Genomic DNA, 15,939 nt, shown 5'->3' with positions numbered 1-15,939 from the left:
ATTAGGTATCACATAAGATCCTATATCCACTCTCACATCATCTTGAAACAACGGATCATATGTGATACCCTCCGCAGGTAAATGACGACAAGAGATCATATATGACTCCTAACATGGTGCCAAGGACAGGAAACGTCGAAATCACCATGCGTGATTTAGGGATGCGTTTGGCCAAGCTTCGCCTCAGTCGCAACCTGACTCAAGCACGATTAGCACAGGAAGCCGGAGCTTCGCTTCCGAGCATCAAACGGCTGGAGGCCGGCCGGAACAGCTCGCTCGACACCCTTCTCCGGGTACTAAGAGCGCTCAACCTTGGTGATCGCATCCTCGACATTCTCCCCAATCCAGATGTTCGTCCGGTCGAGCGGGTTCAACATGAAGGCCACGAACGACGCCGTGCACGAACCCAGACCGAAGCTCCAAAGGCGAGCGACTGGGCGTGGGGCGAGGAGAATGATCAATGACCGATGCCACCGTCCGTTTGTGGGGCAGAGACATCGGTGCCGTCAGTTGGCTGGACGACAGGGCGATAGGTGTATTCCAATACATGCCCGACTTCGTCCAGAGCAGCTTCGAACTGGCACCGATTATAATGCCGCGGCGTCCCGACCCATACGAATTCCCTGGTCTGCCGCGTGACGCCTTCAAGGGTCTGCCCGGTATGCTCGCAGACTCCCTCCCTGACAAATTCGGCAACGCCCTGATCGATACGTGGCTCGCTACGCAAGGGCGATCGGCCGGCAGCTTCAATCCGGTCGAGCGCCTTTGCTATATCGGTACGCGCGGTATGGGCGCTCTCGAGTTTCATCCCACGATCCTGAAAGGGCCGCGAAAATCCAAGCGCCTCGAAATCGACGCGCTCACCAAGCTGGCCAACGACGTCCTCAACAATCGCGCCAACCTCGGCGGTGTCCTCAACGGCGACGACGACCATGAGACCTTGCAGGAGATCCTGCGCGTCGGGACATCCGCAGGCGGTGCGCGCGCCAAGGCCATTCTTGCTTGGAATGAAAAAACTGGGGAATTTCGTTCCGGTCAAGTCAAAGCCGATGAAGGCTTCACCTACTGGCTCATGAAATTCGACGGCATCTCTAACAATCGCGACAAGGAGCTAGCCGATCCGCAGGGCTTTGGCCTTATCGAATACGGTTTCTTTCTCCTCGCCCGCGCCGCCGGCATCGACATGACTGAATGCCGTGTCCACCACGAAGGGGGCCGATCGCATTTCATGACACAGCGCTTCGACCGCACCGCCAGCGGCCAGAAACTCCACATGCAGTCGCTTGCGGCCCTGCGTCACTATGATTTCAACGCCGCGGGAGCCTATTCCTACGAGCAGGCGGTCGAGACAATCCGGCTCCTCGGGTTACCCGCATACGACATCGAGCAACAGTTTCGTCGCGCGGTCTTCAACATTCTCGTCCGGAACCAGGACGATCACGTCAAGAACATCGCCTTCCTCATGAATCGAAAGGGTGAGTGGCGTCTGTCACCAGCATTCGATGTGAGCTACGCCTACAATCCGGATGGAAGCTGGACGCACCAGCACCAGATGAGCCTGAGCGGCAAGCGGGATCGTTTCGTTCTCGCCGATCTCGTCGAGTTTGGCGTTTTCTGCGACCTCAAGCCGAAAAAGGCCGAGGAGATCATCCGCGAGATGCATACGCAGATCGAAAACTGGCCGACCTTCGCGGAACAGGCCGGCGTAGCCGAGAAGACTACTCAAGCTATTCACCGAGCCATGCGGCGGGAAATCATGATCCCAGCCTAAGACACAAGACCTGATTGACCACACCCCAAGGAAATTTCAGCTATCTCAACCTGCAAAGCACCAACAGGCCCATCCCAAAATGGGCGTGTCGGCCAGCGATCCCGACACGCCCATCGATTCTCATGCGGGTAAGCATGCCCACATGCGGCTGGTCCATATGACGGCCAGCCTGGCGGGCTTCATGCGGGTTCGCCGCCATTCCCACCACCATGCTTGATCCGCCCCACAGTGCGGCTTCTCCCATGGTCCCCGCGCTTATCGGGTCCGGGTCCCCATTCCGCGTTCAGGCGTCTGGCGCTTCGGCGATCGGACCCAGCGTGTCGATTTCTGCGATCTTCTGAAACTCGCCCAGATAATCCTGCTGATGGGTCGCCAGCCAGCGGACAATGCGGTTGTTCGCGAGAAGCTTGGCAATGTACCCGCGCGCCACCGTCAGATGCAGGTTGTCGACACCATAGGTCTCTTCAACCGACTCTACCTGGGTCTGGAGCGCCGCTAACTCCCGCTCCATGCGCGCCATCTGCTGACCGGACGGAGTTGGAACGGCTGCTCCTTTTCCCTTTTTGGCGGCAACGAGTTGATTATCGGGCGTGGCCGCGCGGATCGCACGCGCGAACATGATCGAGAAATTGTTCTGACCGATCATCAGATCGGCGGCCTCGATCTGCCTGACTGCGGACATCTGGCGCAGAATATCGAACACTTTCATCGAGCAAGGCGTATCTTTCAGCATCTCGGCCGCTTCGGGACTGATCCCCTCCAGCAATTTGAAGCGCCGCAGAACGGACTCGACCTGAAGATTCAAGGCATCTGCAATATCATCAGCCGAGACGCCGCGCTCCATGGCGCGCACGATCATTCGATGCTCCTGGATTGGCGGAATGCGATTGACGCGCTTGTTGTAAGTATAGGTATCATCGTCGGTGGCGAGCAGGCACTCGACTTCTGTGATGCCAAGTTCCTTGAGCGCCTCTAACCGCAAATGGCCGTCGAGGAGGAACCATGACCCTTCATTCTTGGGGTCCGCCAAGACGACAGGCGCTTCGATCAGACCGATGGCCTTAATGGAACTCAGAACCTGCAAATAGGATCTACTCTCTCTGGCACCGTCCGGCAGGCTCTTGAGCGGCATGATCGAAGCAACCGGGATCGTCAGGAAGTCCTGATTGAAAGCCAGATGGATATGGCCATCATCCCGATTTTTCGGTCCGTCAGCCATGATCGCCTCCTGATACCCGAACGGAGAGTGCTCGAGGCATGGTTGCCAGCCCTTCCGCCCGCAGCAAGTTGACGAAGCCGTCGTCGGCAAGCAGGTCCTTCAGCGCCTCAACGATGAACAGCAGCCGGGTCTGGGTAAAATCAGATTTCTTGACCAGGAGACGCTGCTTCTCGGCCTCGCGCTGATAAATCTCCATGAGATCGGCGGCCGTCAGTCGCCGACTGCTGGCTTTCCTGCCCAGACGGCCGCTCGGTAACAGTCCCTTGCGCTGGCTCCGCATGCGCATGTCGAGCATGCGCCGGACAGCGGCCAGCTTCTTGCCCCTCAGCTTGCCGGTTTCATAGGCATCAAGGAGAAGATTTTGCGCCTCCTCCGTCTCCGCCTTGGAAATTTCCATCGCCAGAGTGATCGGAATGAGCCCGGTTTCGACCGCAGCCACCAGACGCTCTTCGCCGCGTTCGAGAAGAGACGCGATCATGTTGACCCAGGATGCACCGACGCCGATCTTTTCGCCGATAGCGCCATCGCTATATCCGCGTGATCGCAGCGCGCCGATTTCCCGCATGATGTCGATGGGACGAGGTGTGCGACGGGCGATATTCTCGACCAAACTCATCACGAGACATTCATTCTCGCTGGCTTCAATCACCACAGCGGGGATCTCGGTCTGGCCGAGCATCTGGAAAGCTTCCAGCCGCCCTTCCCCGCAGACAAGATCATATCTCGGACCACCTGCTCCTTCACGGCGGCTCACCGTGATCGGCCGCTTCAAGCCAATGGCTTCGATGTTGTTCACGATCTCCCGATGCTGACGCTTGTTGCGCGCGCGTGGGTTCAAGACCGTGATCCGGGAGATCGGAATCATTTCAATTCGATTTGGGCGAACGGCAGGCATTAAGCGGCCTCCGAAAAGGGAACGGGTGTTGCGATGTCGTAGAGAAAATCGAGGTTGTCGAACCGATAGGCGTCGAGACCGAGGGCATTGTCCTCCATCAGCCGGAGCTTCTCTGAGAGCATGTCGATGCGCGGAAACAGGTAGTAGTCGAGCGGCGCGCGGTTGGCGCGGTCCATACGCACAACGATGGTAATATCGGGCGCGAGCGACGTGTCGAAACGCAGTTTCCAGCGCAAAAGCCCGGTCGGGGTCTCGAAGCATCGGGCCACCACCACCGAGAGGTTGAACTCGCCATTGACGATTACCCGATCGGTTTGGAGATCCTGCCAGGCATCGCTACCTGTCGCACGCAAACCATCGAGCACATCCCGGAGAATTTCAGGGTGGAGCTTGCGCAGGTCGCGGTTGATTTCGACATAGCGATAGTCCCGATCTGGTGTAAAACCGACCAGGCTGTAGGCCCTGAGCAGGCTGCCGAAACGAGAGCTATAGGCACTGCTCGATGGCAACTCGTCGCATTCGTCGATGACGATACCCGACAGCAATCCCTGCTTCCGGTACAATTCCCGCAGAGCCTGCAACATTTCTTCGTCGCTCAGGCGAAACGACCGCGCATTGATGATGGTTCTGGCAGCTTCAAACAGTTCGCGCTCGACGATGGCGTCGAATGCATCCTTGGCCCTGATCCATTTTTCCGGAGTGTTGCGAACCCGCTTTTTCTTCAGCTTGAACGAGCGACGGTTCCAGACATTGTCGCCGGCATATTTCTCGTTGATCAGAAGCTGATGGATCGTTCCCCTGGTCCAGGGGCGGCCAAGATCGGTCGCGAAACCACGCGCATTGAGGTCGGCGGCAATCTGGTTCTCGCTACGTCCGTTGTAGACGAACGCCTGATAGATCTCTCGAACCAGATTGACCTCATCGTCAGGCCCGAACGTCAGGATCACGCGGTCGGTCTGGATGCTCTTTTGCTCACCGCGCTCAAGGCATCCCTTGATCGTGCCGTGTTCGTCGATGAGCGTTCTCCGCAGGCCGAAGCCCGCTGGACCGCCCTGACGATAACCTTTTTCGATCAGACGTCCCTGACCGGCGAACACCTTGACTGAGAGTTCGCGGCTGTATTCCCCGGCCATCGCGCTCTTCACGCCCTTGATGATGGCCGCGATCGGGCTGCCGTCATTCTCAAACTGCTCGGCACAGTATTGAACACGCACGCCTGCGCGCTTGCAGATATATTCGTAATAGGCGCTCTCATCCGTATCCTGAAAGCGGCCCCAGCGGCTCACGTCATAGACGAGGATCATCTCGAAGTCGGCCCGATCTTCCGTGACGTCGGCGATCAGGCGCTTGAATGCATCACGGCCATCAACGCTCAGCCCGCTTTTTCCTTCATCGGCATAGGTCCTGACGATTTCGATCCCACGCGCTTCAGCATAATGCCGGATCGCATCGGCTTGGTTTTCCGTCGAGTATTTCTGATGGTCTGTCGACATGCGGACGTATTCGGCAGCCCGAACAGGACGTTCCGGCTGCTGTGATCGATCATCATCGTTGAGTTTCCGGCTCGTCAAAATTCGCCCTCTCCAATCCCCGACTGCGGTGGTCCGGGCGACCAACCGCCGCAGCGCATGACGAGGTTCTGCCACCACTCCGCACTGAAACCAGTCTAACTGCGGAGGAAACGGAAGATGTTGCCGAAAAAGGGCAGGAAATTACCGAAATGGGAGGGCGTCCTTGGTCGACGCGAAACCTTTGCCAAAACCATTGCCGAGTTGCTGCGCAAGGAGCACGGAGACAGCCATCGCGCGATCAAGGAGCTCATGCACCAGACCACCGCCAGCGAAAGGACCGTCAAGCATTGGCTCTTGGCACAACACGGCCCGGATACGATATATTTCCTGCGTCTTGTGGTCTCGTCACCCGTAATCCGGGCCTTCGTTCTCGGCCTGATCGAAGGCCCCGCAGCGAATGCTCAGGCTTATCATCAGATCGACCGCTCTTTGCTCGCTGCAACCAGAGAAGCCTACGCTGCCGGCGAGGCTGTTGCCGGTGGACCGGCAACGAATGGTCGGAAAAATGACCCCGAACGTGTCCCTAAACGTGACCCTATAAATGTCCCTGATCCGATAGAACTCAACGAGCGGCAGCGCTGGTTTCTGGACCGAGTCGCCGAACGCCGCTGCACTGCTAACGAGATCGCGGCGGTATGGGAGGTCAGTCTGAAAACCGCGCGCCGGGATATCGGTGCTCTCCAGAAGGCGCGCCTCCTCGAATATGTCGGGTCGCGCAGGAAGGGACGATATCGGCGAATACCCTGATAAGCACACCGATTCGCAGAGCGGAGCCTCCACACTGTTGGCGACAGGAGGCGCATCCGCCTTGAGCAGAGGGGCACCCGCGCGCTCTTCATCGACAGCGAGTGGTCCCTGGTCGTGAATTTGTGCAACGGCCTGCTGCACAATTTGTATTTAGGAGAATCTGTGGCAGTTCCTTTCTATCTCACCCTCGAGGAGGTCGTCGATCGCTATCGCAGCCAGATCAGCCCTGGTACGCTTCGCAACTGGCGATCCAAACGGATTGGCCCGTCATTCATCAAAATCGGCAAAACCGTCTTGTACCCACGCGACGAGCTGGACCGTTGGGATCGCTCAAACCTGATTCTGTGCCACCGTATTAGGAATCACCTCCTTGATGACGGCAACCCCGAAAGCGATCAGAGACGCGCATCTGGGTAAGCCCTCTACCCGTCAACGACAGAGAACCCTGCGTCGGCAACAGCGTCTCGAATCGCTGCCCCGACCGAGAACGTGTATCGATCTGAGTTCTCTCATGGTAACATCCACCTTTGGAAATTCGTGCCTGTACATGCACGTCCGGAAGCGGAGAGGATCGAGCGGAATAGACCGGGATTGCTACAAAATTCTATTCCTTACAGCCACCAATTCCCTACCCCAGAATGCTAGGAAACATAATTATCATATTGAAAATAAACGTTTTTACTCCATGAGTGGAAAGTTCCACAATCATCCGTCCGGCGACCCTACGCCGTCACGTGCCGATATCGACATGACCAAGCTGATCGTCGAAACCGCGAAGCCGCTCGGCATCGCCGTCCACGATCACATCATCATCGGCAAGGATGGGCATGTCAGCCTGAAGGGCCTGCGGCTGTTCTGAGAAGCGGTTCCAGATGAAAACCGTTTCACGCTGTTCCGGAAGTGCTTGGCCTACAGCCATTTCGCGCGTCGGAAGAAGCGATAGAGCGTCGCGCACAGTCCGATGATCACCGCCAGCACGACGAAATAGCCGTAGCGGAACTTCAGCTCCGGCATGTCGTCGAAATTCATGCCGTAGATGCCGGCAATCGCTGTCGGCACGGCGAGGATCGCCGCCCACGACGCGAGTTTTCGGGAAATCTCCGTCTGTTCGGATTGTCCGATCATCAGGCTCGCCTCGAAGGTGAAGGCGAGAACCTCGCGCAACGCGTCGATGTCCTCCTGGACACGGCGCACATGGTCGGTCACATCGCGAAAGAGCGGCTGCAGCGCGGCATCCATCCCGGGAAGATCGATGTGTTCGTGCCGGCGACAGACATCGACAAGCGGCAAGACGGCGTTGCGCAGTCTCAGGAGGTTGCGGCGAAGCAGATAAAGACGCTCGACATCACGCTTGACCAATCGCTCGCGCAACAGCCGATCTTCCAGTTCCTCCACTTCCTCATGGATCGCCTCGATCACCGGCATGTAGTTGTCGACGATGAAATCAAGGATCGAATAGAGGATGTAGTTTTCGCCATGGGCGAGCGCAGACGGCGAAGATTCGCAACGCTGACGCACTGCCATGTAGGACGTGGACGCGCCGTGCCTGACGGAGACGACATAGCCTCGGCCGACGAAGAGATGGGTCTCGCCGAAAGCGATCTCATCGCCCACCATGTGGGCGGTGCGGGCCACGACGAAGATCGAGTCGCCATAGATCTCCAGTTTCGGCCGTTGGTGCGCCTTGCCGGCATCCTCGATGGCCAGATCGTGGAGGTCAAACTCTCGTTGCAACTGGTGAAGCAGATCCGCATCAGGCTCGTGCAGGCCAATCCAGATCACCGCGCCTGGCCGCGACCGCCACTTGCCCGCATCTTCGATCCGGATATCGCGTAGCCTTACGCCGTTCTCATAGACTGCCGCCGCGACGACCCCCGGTCGATGCGTGGGCTGTGCAGTTGCGCCCTCCTCGTCGAGTGGCGGCACCGCCCTGTTCGTAAGCTCCAATCCCATCGTCAGCCTCCCAGGCAAATACGACACCGATGGGGCTCGGCATGTCGTAACGAAGCCAAGCATACGCACATTCCCTTATATTCTCATCCGGCTGTTTCGGCTATGAAAACCACTTCATCAAACCGTGCCATTGACGGTATAGACGCTTGCAAGCGAGAATTTTTGCGATGCACAACGATTCCTCCCTTCAAACGGAAATGCCCATGAACCAGTTCGATCTCATCGTCGTCGGAAGCGGGCCCGCCGGCCGCCGCGGCGCCATCCAGGCTGCCAAGCTCGGCAAGAAGGTTCTCGTCATCGAACAGGGAAAGCGCGTCGGCGGCGTTTCGGTACATACGGGTACGATCCCCTCCAAGACCCTACGGGAGACGGCACTCAATCTTTCCGGTTGGCGCGAGCGCGGCTTCTACGGGCGTGCCTATCGCGTGAAGCAGGAGATCAGCGCCGACGATCTCAGGCAGCGGCTGATCATCACCCTCAATCACGAGGTCGAGGTTCTCGAGCACCAGTTTGCCCGCAACCGCGTGCAGCAGATGCGCGGCAAGGCAAGCTTCGTCAATCCGACCACGCTCGAGGTCGTGAAAGACGACGGCGAGACCCTGCTCGTTTCAGCGACCAGCATCATGCTTGCCGTCGGCACGAAGCCCTTCCGTCCAGACTACATGCCTTTCGACGGCAAGACCGTCCTCGACAGTGACGAACTGCTCGACATCGCGGAACTGCCGCGCTCACTCGTGGTCATCGGCGCCGGCGTCGTCGGTATCGAATACGCGACGATCTTCAGCGCGTTGGACACGAATGTCACGGTGATCGACCCCAAGACAACGATGCTCGACTTCATCGACAAGGAGATCGTCGAGGATTTCACCTACCAACTGCGCGACCGCAACATGAAGCTGCATCTCGGACAGAAGGCCGACAAGGTCGAGCGACTCGATGACGGTAAGGTTCTGCTGACGCTCGACAACGGCCGTAAGATCGTCACCGACATGGTCCTCTTCGCTGCCGGACGCATGGGCGCGACCGACACGCTGAACCTGCCTGCAGCCGGGCTCGAGGCCGACAACCGCGGACGGCTCAAGGTCAATCCGGAGACGTTCCAGACCTCGGTGCCGAACATCTATGCCGCCGGCGATGTCGTCGGCTTTCCGAGCCTCGCCTCGACCTCCATGGAACAGGGCCGGATCGCGGCGCGCGTTGCCGTCGGCGCAATCGCGATGGAGCCGCAGAAGTATTTCCCCTACGGCATCTACGCGGTACCGGAAATCTCCACCTGCGGCCTTTCGGAAGAAGAGGTCAAGGAACGCGGCATCCCCTATGAATGCGGGATTGCCCGCTTCCGCGAGACCTCGCGCGGTCACATCATGGGGCTCGATTCCGGCTTGCTGAAGATGATCTTCTCGATGAAGACTCGCCGTCTGCTCGGCGTGCACATCATCGGCGAAGGCGCGACCGAGCTGGTTCACATCGGCCAGGCCGTGTTGAACCTCAAGGGCACGGTCGAGTATTTCGTCGAGAACACCTTCAACTACCCGACACTTGCCGAGGCCTACAAGATTGCCGGCCTGGATGCATGGAACCGCATGGGCGAGATCAAGCAGGAGCTGCCGAAAGCGTAAGCCGCAGCCGACAGATCTGAGCGCATCAAAGCCATACGGCGGGCCATGGCGTCCGATTTGATAAGTGACGAACGCAGTTCCGCTGTCACTGATCGCGTATGTCGCGCGCATGCCCACCATGCTCACGAATCAGGTAGCCTTGTCGCTCCTGATAAAGAGACATGAACGTCATGCGCATCCTTTCGCTCAATGCCTGGGGCGGCAAGCTCCATTCCCCGTTGATGAATTATCTCTCGCAGGTCGATGCCGATGTCCTGTGCCTGCAGGAGATCGCGCGTTCGCCGACCACGGAAGCCGAGTGGCTGACTTATCGCGATGCGGATGTCGTACTGCCGCAGCGCGCAAACCTCTTCGACGAGATCGCGGCAGCGCTTCCGGGGCATGATGGCTTCTTCTGCCCGACCGCGCGCGGCACGCTTTTCGACGGCGACAGGTCCGTGACCTCGGAATTTGGCCTCGCAACCTTCGTCCGACGGACGCATTCCGTCATCGGCCAGGCGCTCGGCTTCGTGCATGGCGGCTTTTCATCCGGCGGGTGGGGGCCACATCCACGAGCACGGAATGCGCATTGCATCCGCCTGTTCGATCACGACATCGGCGCTGCGATCACCATTGCACAGATGCATGGGCTGAGAGAAATCGATGGCAAGAACGACACGGCGGCGCGGCACGCGCAAGCGGATGCGCTTGTGGCGCTCATCCGTCAGGTCTGGCCGGGAGACGAGCGGCTCGTCGTGTGCGGCGACTTCAACGTGCTTCCCGACAGCGTTACCTTCCAGGCACTCGGGCGGCTTGGGCTTATCGACCTTGTGGTCTCCCAAGGCCACACGGACACTCGAACGTCGCACTATCTGAAAAACGGCCGCTTTGCCGACTACATGCTCGTGAATGGTGACGTCGATGCCGCCCGGTTCGAGGTCGTCGCGCAGCCGGAAGTGTCCGACCACCGCGCCCTGCTGCTCGACATCGGCTAGGTCACGCCGCTGAGACCGGAATAGATCCGCCTCCCCGGCGTCCAACGAAAAAGCCCTGCCGCGAGCGGCAGGGCTTTTCGATTCCTGAGGCTTCGGTCCGATTACTCGGCGCTGTCGTCAGCGGCCTTCTTCTTGGCCGGAGCCTTCTTCTTCGGGGCCGCGGCTTCTTCGCCTTCAGCGGCTTCAGCCTTGGCAGCAGCCTTCTTCTTGGCCGGAGCCTTCTTGGCAGCCTTGCCTTCGCCTTCTTCGTCGTCAGCCGTCAGCTCTTCCTTGGAAACCGTCTTGTCGGTTACCGAGATTTCGCCGAGCAGGTGGTCGACGACCTTCTCTTCGAACAGCGGCGCGCGGAGCGATGCAGCGGCGCCGGGGGTGTTCTTGAAGTAGTCGAGGATCTGCTTTTCCTGGCCCGGGAACTGGCGAAGCTGCTCGAACAGCGAACGCTGCAGTTCGTCGTCGCTGACCTGGACGCCGGCCTTTTCGCCGATTTCCGAGAGAACGAGGCCGAGGCGGACGCGGCGCTCAGCGAGCTTGCGGTATTCGGCGCGGGCTTCTTCTTCGGTGGTTTCTTCGTCAGCGAAGGTCTTGCCGGCCTGCTGCAGGTCGGTGTTGATCTGGCGCCAGATGTTTTCGAATTCGGCTTCGACGAGGCGCTCCGGCGTTTCGAACTTGTAGAGTTCGTCGAGCTGGTCGAGGATCTGACGCTTGACCTTCTGGCGGGTCAGGTTGCCGTACTGGCTTTCGATCTGGCCGCGGACGATTTCCTTCAGCTTGTCAGCCGATTCGAGGCCGAGCTTGGTGGCCAGTTCGTCGTTGATTTCGATGTCCTGGGCAGCAGCGACGTCCTTGACGGTGATGTCGAAGGTCGCTTCCTTGCCGGCGAGGTTTGCAGCCGGGTAGTCAGCCGGGAAGGTGACGGTGATCGTCTTCTCGTCGCCAGCCTTGACGCCGACGAGCTGCTCTTCGAAGCCCGGGATGAAGCGGTTGGAGCCGAGAACCAGCTCAGCGTCTTCGTCCTTGCCGCCGTCGAAGGCAACGCCGTCGACCTTGCCGAGGTAATCGATGGTGACGCGGTCGCCGTTGGCAGCCTTGCCCTTCTTCGATTCGTAGCTGCGGGCGCTTTCGGCGATACGCAGGATCTGTTCGTTGACTTCTTCGTCAGCGATTTCGACGACTTCGCGGGTCACCTTGATGCCGCTGACGTCCTTGAGTTCGATCGCCGGGATGATTTCGTAGGCGACGGTGAACTCGAGGTCAGCTTCAGCGTTGAGGATCTTGTTGGCTTCGGCCTCGTCCTCGGTCATCGCGACTTCCGGCTGGGTCGCCGACTTTTCGCCGCGGCCGGACAGGATCTCGGTCGGCTTGTCGCGGACGATCTCGTTGACGAGATCAGCCATGATCGACTTGCCATAGACCTTCTTCAGGTGCGCAACCGGCACCTTGCCCGGACGGAAGCCGTTGATGCGAACGCGGTCCTTCACTTCGGCCAGGCGCTCGTTCATCCGAGCTTCCATGTCCTTGGCCGGGATAACGACCTTGAGTTCGCGCTTCAGCCCTTGAGCGAGCGTTTCGATAACCTGCATGTTCAAACCTTCATTTCACGTTGACTGTGCTCTTCCCCTTCATAAGGTCTGGCGAGCACGTGAGCCGATCCATTTGCCGGGAGTGGCTTTACGCAGTTCTGCAACCGTTTTGCAAGCAAAATGGCACTCCAGCCCCCTTCATCCCTGCAGAATCCGGACTTTAGGCGCGATCCCTGTCTGGTGCGGGTAGAGAGACTTGAACTCCCACGCCTTGCGGCACCAGAACCTAAATCTGGCGTGTCTACCAATTTCACCATACCCGCGTTCAGACAATCGCACCGCCTGATCGTATTCCCGCAAGTCCAACCAGCGGAATCCCGCGGATACAATGGGCATGCTGAAAGTTCACGGCTTTCCCGAGCGCGGCGTCTCTATATCACTCGTTTTCGCGGGATCAAAGGGAAAATGCGGAATTTCACGTTGGGACGGGCACGACGACCAAGCCTCAATAGAGCGGCTCTTCGTAGACCGGGCTTCCGTTGACCGCGATCTCGCGGATCTGCGCACTGCCCTTTCCATCAACGCGGATGTTGACGGAAAGCGCCTCGGCATTGCGCGCCTCCTCCAATGTGCGCCCTTCGCCCTCCGGCACGTAGAAGCGCTCTATGCCGTAGTCGACATTCACTACGGAAGGAGGCGACGACGGATAGTACGAAAATGGAAGCGAGCGGAGTACGACGCTGTCGCCAGCGGGCGGCAAGGGTTGGAACGACGCTTCCGTCGCCGTCCAGAAACCGTCGGGCTGCTTTTCCAGTCGGACATAAAGCACCACCTCACCCGATTGCGTCGGAAGCGCACCCTTGAACAACTCCGGCTGCAGCCTGGAAATATCGTAGCTCAGGATCACGTAGTCGCCCCTGAGCAGGTCGCGCGGATCAACGGGCACGGTTTTCAGAAGGACGTCCCGCCCGCTTCTGAGGATCGAGGCTCTGCTCTCGATCATGTAGCCGAGTGCGGCCGTCTGGGCGCCCGCGACAAGCAGGGCGGCAAGCAGCGGGTTCAGCCAACGCTTATTCGATGCGCCGCTCATTGCGAAACCTCCGCCTGGCGCGTCCGCGCCATGTGCCCTTCGATGCGAATGACCAGCCACGCGATGCACGCGACGACCAGCCCTGAAATCAGGAAGAAGCCCGATGTGCCGAGCATAGATCCCAAGGTTTCGAAGGCGAGGTAGAGAAGCTCTCCGGCAAAGGCGACATAGCCAAGATAGCGCACCGCCCCATTCTGCGCTCCAGCAAGCGCAATGCCGAGGAGCGCCACCAGCAATGTGCCTGCCCCGGTCGCGATCTCGGTCGTCACCCCGACGGCCTCATATTGAAGCCCGGTGAAACCAAGCAGGGTGAGCGCAAAGGAGTAGAAGGCGGGTGCCGAACCGGCATCGAGCGCAAGTTGGCGCAGGGGCGAACCCGGCAGGGTCGCGACCAGAAAAGCCGCAAGGCCGAGAGCAGCGAGGCCAGCGGCAAAAGCAAGCGATGGGCTATCCAGGTAGAGCCATGCCAGCCAGGAAAGAACGAGCAGATAGGCAAGATGGCGAGCCCTGCCCGCTTCCGTGAAACGAACCAAGAGAACGACGATCACGGCCAGGACCGGTACGGACCACAAGTGCCAGTCGGAGATCGTGGGGAACGCACCTTCCGTCAAGATCGTAGCGAAATAAAACCACGCGAGCCCGCCGGCGGCGGTTGCCATCGTCGCCGAGCGAAATGCGAATGCCGAGAGACCGGCGCCGACGAACCAAAGCAGCGCGGCATCAGCCGCGTCGCCCGATAGGTGATACATCTGCCCGATGAGGGCGATACCGGCGCCAAAGGCCGCCGCCCCCAAGACCAGCGCTGCGGCGGCAAAGGCCGCCCTGCCGGCGCGCAATAGCCAGCCAGCGGCAAAATGAAAGCCCCAGACCAGGGCGACGATGCCGGCAACCCGCGCCAGACGCGGCAGCGCCTCCCAATTGGCGGCGACAAGCAACAGGATCGACGCGGACAGCAGAAGGGCGGCGAGGATGAGCAGAACGCGCCCGGCTCGGAAGGTCGACTCCCGTCCGTCGTACTCGGCCAGCATGGCGCGTGCGGCATTGTCCTGCAGCAGGCCCTTGTCGATCCAGTGCTTGAAGTCTCGCTCGAGACGCGCGCGATACATGCTGCCCTCAGCCTTAAGCATCCGATGCTTGAAATGATCCCGTTTCATCACCAACTAACCACGTATCGGCGCGGAAATACAACCGCTCTGTCGCGAGCGCGACTGCTGCACCGATAGGGACTGCCAAACGGCTTGCGCGATGCGCATATCTTCCATGCAGATATTGCACTGCACAAATCGATTTAAAGTCCCTATATTCAAATCATCAAAGGCGAACGAAGGCAGCAAGCCAGACGATCGCCAGCGGAACTGGCCAACCGCCTCAGGATGCTGGGAAAGGCCCGGGCGAAACCCGACGGAATTCGGACGAGCGTACTCCTCCTCCCAACGCTCCTCCGATCAGATTGGCAACACTCCTCCTCCCGGTTGCCAATCACTTCAAATGACGCTCGCTGGACCTCCTCCCCCAGCGGGCGTTATTGTTTTCAGTCTCCCCCCACAAGAAAGCCAGCGCCTAGAGCAATTGCACAATATTCGTGCACATTACGGTCGCGTCCGCCCGAAGCTATGCATTGGTCGCATAGGTGCCATTCTGGAACAGCTCTACCCTCCCGCCCGGCTCCATACTATCTTCAATTCATCGATCGGGGCGGCGCACTCCTCCTCCCAGCGCACCTCGATTTGGATCGGCGACACTCCTCCTCCCGGTTGCCGATCAGAACAAAGCGACGCTCGCTGGACCTCCTCCCCCAGCGAGCGTTGTTTGTTTTTGCCCCTTGATTTCGTTCGAGACCTTCAATCACCACACTCCGATTGCGCGATGCGTATCGAGCGCCATTTGTGGCCCTGCGACCGCGCCGAGGCTTGCGCTTGATGCATGGGTGCGATGCAGCATTATCTCTGTAACTTCTGCTCAAAACGATTATATTTCACATCATCAGATGACGGCCAGCAAGAGAGATAGAGCGCTGGCAAACGACCCTAGAAAGGATAGGATCATGAACCTCGCACGTTCTTTCAACAATTGGCGCAAGTATCGTCAGACCTGCAACGAGCTCGGCCGCATGACCGACCGGGAGCTCAGCGACCTCGGCATCGGCCGCGGCGACATCCCGTATGTTGCTCGCCAGGCGATCAAGTAATTCAGGCTGCGCTTCAAGCGCAACCGACCTCCAGTAAAAGCGCCCTCCGGTTCATTCCGGGGGGCGTTTTTCGTTGTCCAAATTGCGGATATCCCAACGCGTCTTCGCACTTGCGAGAAGCACTTGAGATCCGGGTCGACAACGATCGGCGGAATAACACGTGCCACGCTCGTCAAAGATGCTGGAGCGCGCGCCCACGATTTCAAAAAAATATTTAAAACACAGACGCTTAGCGCAGAGAAAATAGCATTTTAATCAATCGTTAATTGATGCCGCCTTTTGAAGCGGTGCCCATCTATGCGGCGATGCACTGCACAAATGCATAGCAGCTGCATTTTCTTTGCACTCCACGTTCTAATTAGACAAGCGTATAAGCACCTCAACGACGCAGA

At 59.0% G+C, this 15,939-nt stretch carries 14 protein-coding genes, 1 tRNA gene and 1 pseudogene; 8 read left to right on the top strand and 8 right to left on the bottom strand.

What is annotated here, in order from left to right; all coding sequences use genetic code 11:
- The first annotated feature begins 101 nt into the window (after positions 1-101).
- Both AC1Z3V_RS25310 and AC1Z3V_RS25305 read left to right on the top strand, forming a co-directional pair.
- Entirely contained in the window at positions 102-464 is a 363-nt protein-coding gene (locus AC1Z3V_RS25310; protein WP_483502381.1) for a helix-turn-helix domain-containing protein, read from the top strand.
- Complete coding sequence (locus AC1Z3V_RS25305) at positions 461-1,771, top strand: type II toxin-antitoxin system HipA family toxin (RefSeq protein WP_483502380.1); 1,311 nt, start codon at positions 461-463, stop codon at positions 1,769-1,771. The genes AC1Z3V_RS25310 and AC1Z3V_RS25305 overlap by 4 nt, the downstream gene beginning before the upstream one ends.
- Positions 1,772-2,054: 283 nt before the next feature.
- On the opposite strand, the gene AC1Z3V_RS25300 is transcribed toward AC1Z3V_RS25305, so the two are convergent.
- The 3 genes from AC1Z3V_RS25300 to AC1Z3V_RS25290 are packed head-to-tail and all read right to left on the bottom strand — an operon-like array spanning position 2,055 to position 5,531.
- Positions 2,055-2,990, bottom strand: coding sequence for a plasmid partitioning protein RepB C-terminal domain-containing protein (locus AC1Z3V_RS25300; protein WP_483502378.1), 936 nt, complete (start codon positions 2,988-2,990; stop codon positions 2,055-2,057).
- Positions 2,983-3,885, bottom strand: a complete 903-nt coding sequence (locus tag AC1Z3V_RS25295; RefSeq protein WP_483502377.1) for a plasmid partitioning protein RepB C-terminal domain-containing protein — start codon at positions 3,883-3,885, stop codon at positions 2,983-2,985. Before AC1Z3V_RS25295 ends, AC1Z3V_RS25300 begins: the two co-directional genes overlap by 8 nt.
- A complete protein-coding gene (locus AC1Z3V_RS25290; protein ID WP_483502376.1) occupies positions 3,885-5,531 on the bottom strand; it encodes a recombinase family protein in 1,647 nt (548 codons plus the stop codon). The genes AC1Z3V_RS25295 and AC1Z3V_RS25290 overlap by 1 nt, the downstream gene beginning before the upstream one ends.
- A 42-nt stretch (positions 5,532-5,573) precedes the next feature.
- On the opposite strand from AC1Z3V_RS25290, the gene AC1Z3V_RS25285 reads away from it, so the two are divergent.
- The 3 genes and pseudogenes from AC1Z3V_RS25285 to AC1Z3V_RS25275 form a co-directional block, all read left to right on the top strand.
- Positions 5,574-6,203, top strand: coding sequence for a hypothetical protein (locus AC1Z3V_RS25285; RefSeq protein ID WP_483502375.1), 630 nt, complete (start codon positions 5,574-5,576; stop codon positions 6,201-6,203).
- A gap of 162 nt (positions 6,204-6,365) precedes the next feature.
- Positions 6,366-6,620 (top strand): helix-turn-helix domain-containing protein, encoded by a 255-nt coding sequence (locus tag AC1Z3V_RS25280; RefSeq protein ID WP_483502374.1) that lies wholly within the window; start codon positions 6,366-6,368, stop codon positions 6,618-6,620.
- 280 nt (positions 6,621-6,900) lie between these two features.
- Positions 6,901-7,062 (top strand): annotated as a pseudogene (locus tag AC1Z3V_RS25275) (JAB domain-containing protein); the annotation flags it as partial.
- A 50-nt stretch (positions 7,063-7,112) separates the two neighbouring features.
- Here the strand turns inward: AC1Z3V_RS25275 and AC1Z3V_RS25270 are convergent.
- Complete coding sequence (locus tag AC1Z3V_RS25270; RefSeq protein WP_483502373.1) at positions 7,113-8,156, bottom strand: magnesium and cobalt transport protein CorA; 1,044 nt, start codon at positions 8,154-8,156, stop codon at positions 7,113-7,115.
- A gap of 203 nt (positions 8,157-8,359) precedes the next feature.
- Here AC1Z3V_RS25270 and sthA point away from each other — a divergent pair, with 203 nt between their 5' ends.
- Both sthA and AC1Z3V_RS25260 read left to right on the top strand, forming a co-directional pair.
- A complete protein-coding gene (sthA, locus tag AC1Z3V_RS25265; RefSeq protein ID WP_483502372.1) occupies positions 8,360-9,775 on the top strand; it encodes a Si-specific NAD(P)(+) transhydrogenase in 1,416 nt (471 codons plus the stop codon).
- 170 nt (positions 9,776-9,945) lie between these two features.
- Complete coding sequence (locus AC1Z3V_RS25260; RefSeq protein ID WP_483504144.1) at positions 9,946-10,749, top strand: endonuclease/exonuclease/phosphatase family protein; 804 nt, start codon at positions 9,946-9,948, stop codon at positions 10,747-10,749.
- A gap of 101 nt (positions 10,750-10,850) precedes the next feature.
- Here the strand turns inward: AC1Z3V_RS25260 and tig are convergent, their stop codons facing one another.
- The 4 genes from tig to AC1Z3V_RS25240 all read right to left on the bottom strand — a co-directional run bounded on the left by tig (position 10,851) and on the right by AC1Z3V_RS25240 (position 14,465).
- Entirely contained in the window at positions 10,851-12,329 is a 1,479-nt protein-coding gene (gene tig, locus AC1Z3V_RS25255; RefSeq protein ID WP_483502370.1) for a trigger factor, read from the bottom strand.
- Between the two features lie 178 nt (positions 12,330-12,507).
- Positions 12,508-12,592: transfer RNA gene (locus tag AC1Z3V_RS25250), tRNA-Leu, on the bottom strand.
- A gap of 182 nt (positions 12,593-12,774) precedes the next feature.
- On the bottom strand, positions 12,775-13,359 hold the full coding sequence (locus AC1Z3V_RS25245) for a GDYXXLXY domain-containing protein (RefSeq protein WP_483502369.1): 585 nt from the start codon (positions 13,357-13,359) through the stop codon (positions 12,775-12,777).
- Positions 13,356-14,465, bottom strand: coding sequence for a DUF2157 domain-containing protein (locus AC1Z3V_RS25240; protein ID WP_483502367.1), 1,110 nt, complete (start codon positions 14,463-14,465; stop codon positions 13,356-13,358). The genes AC1Z3V_RS25245 and AC1Z3V_RS25240 overlap by 4 nt, the downstream gene beginning before the upstream one ends.
- A gap of 938 nt (positions 14,466-15,403) precedes the next feature.
- Between AC1Z3V_RS25240 and AC1Z3V_RS25235 the strand changes: the two genes are divergently transcribed.
- Complete coding sequence (locus tag AC1Z3V_RS25235; RefSeq protein WP_064816990.1) at positions 15,404-15,547, top strand: DUF1127 domain-containing protein; 144 nt, start codon at positions 15,404-15,406, stop codon at positions 15,545-15,547.
- Positions 15,548-15,939: the final 392 nt, after the last annotated feature.

The sequence above is a fragment of the Ensifer sp. 38_S197 genome (assembly GCF_056924495.1).
The sequence above is the reverse complement of the archived record's forward strand: the minus strand, read 5'-3'. Positions and strand labels throughout refer to the sequence as shown.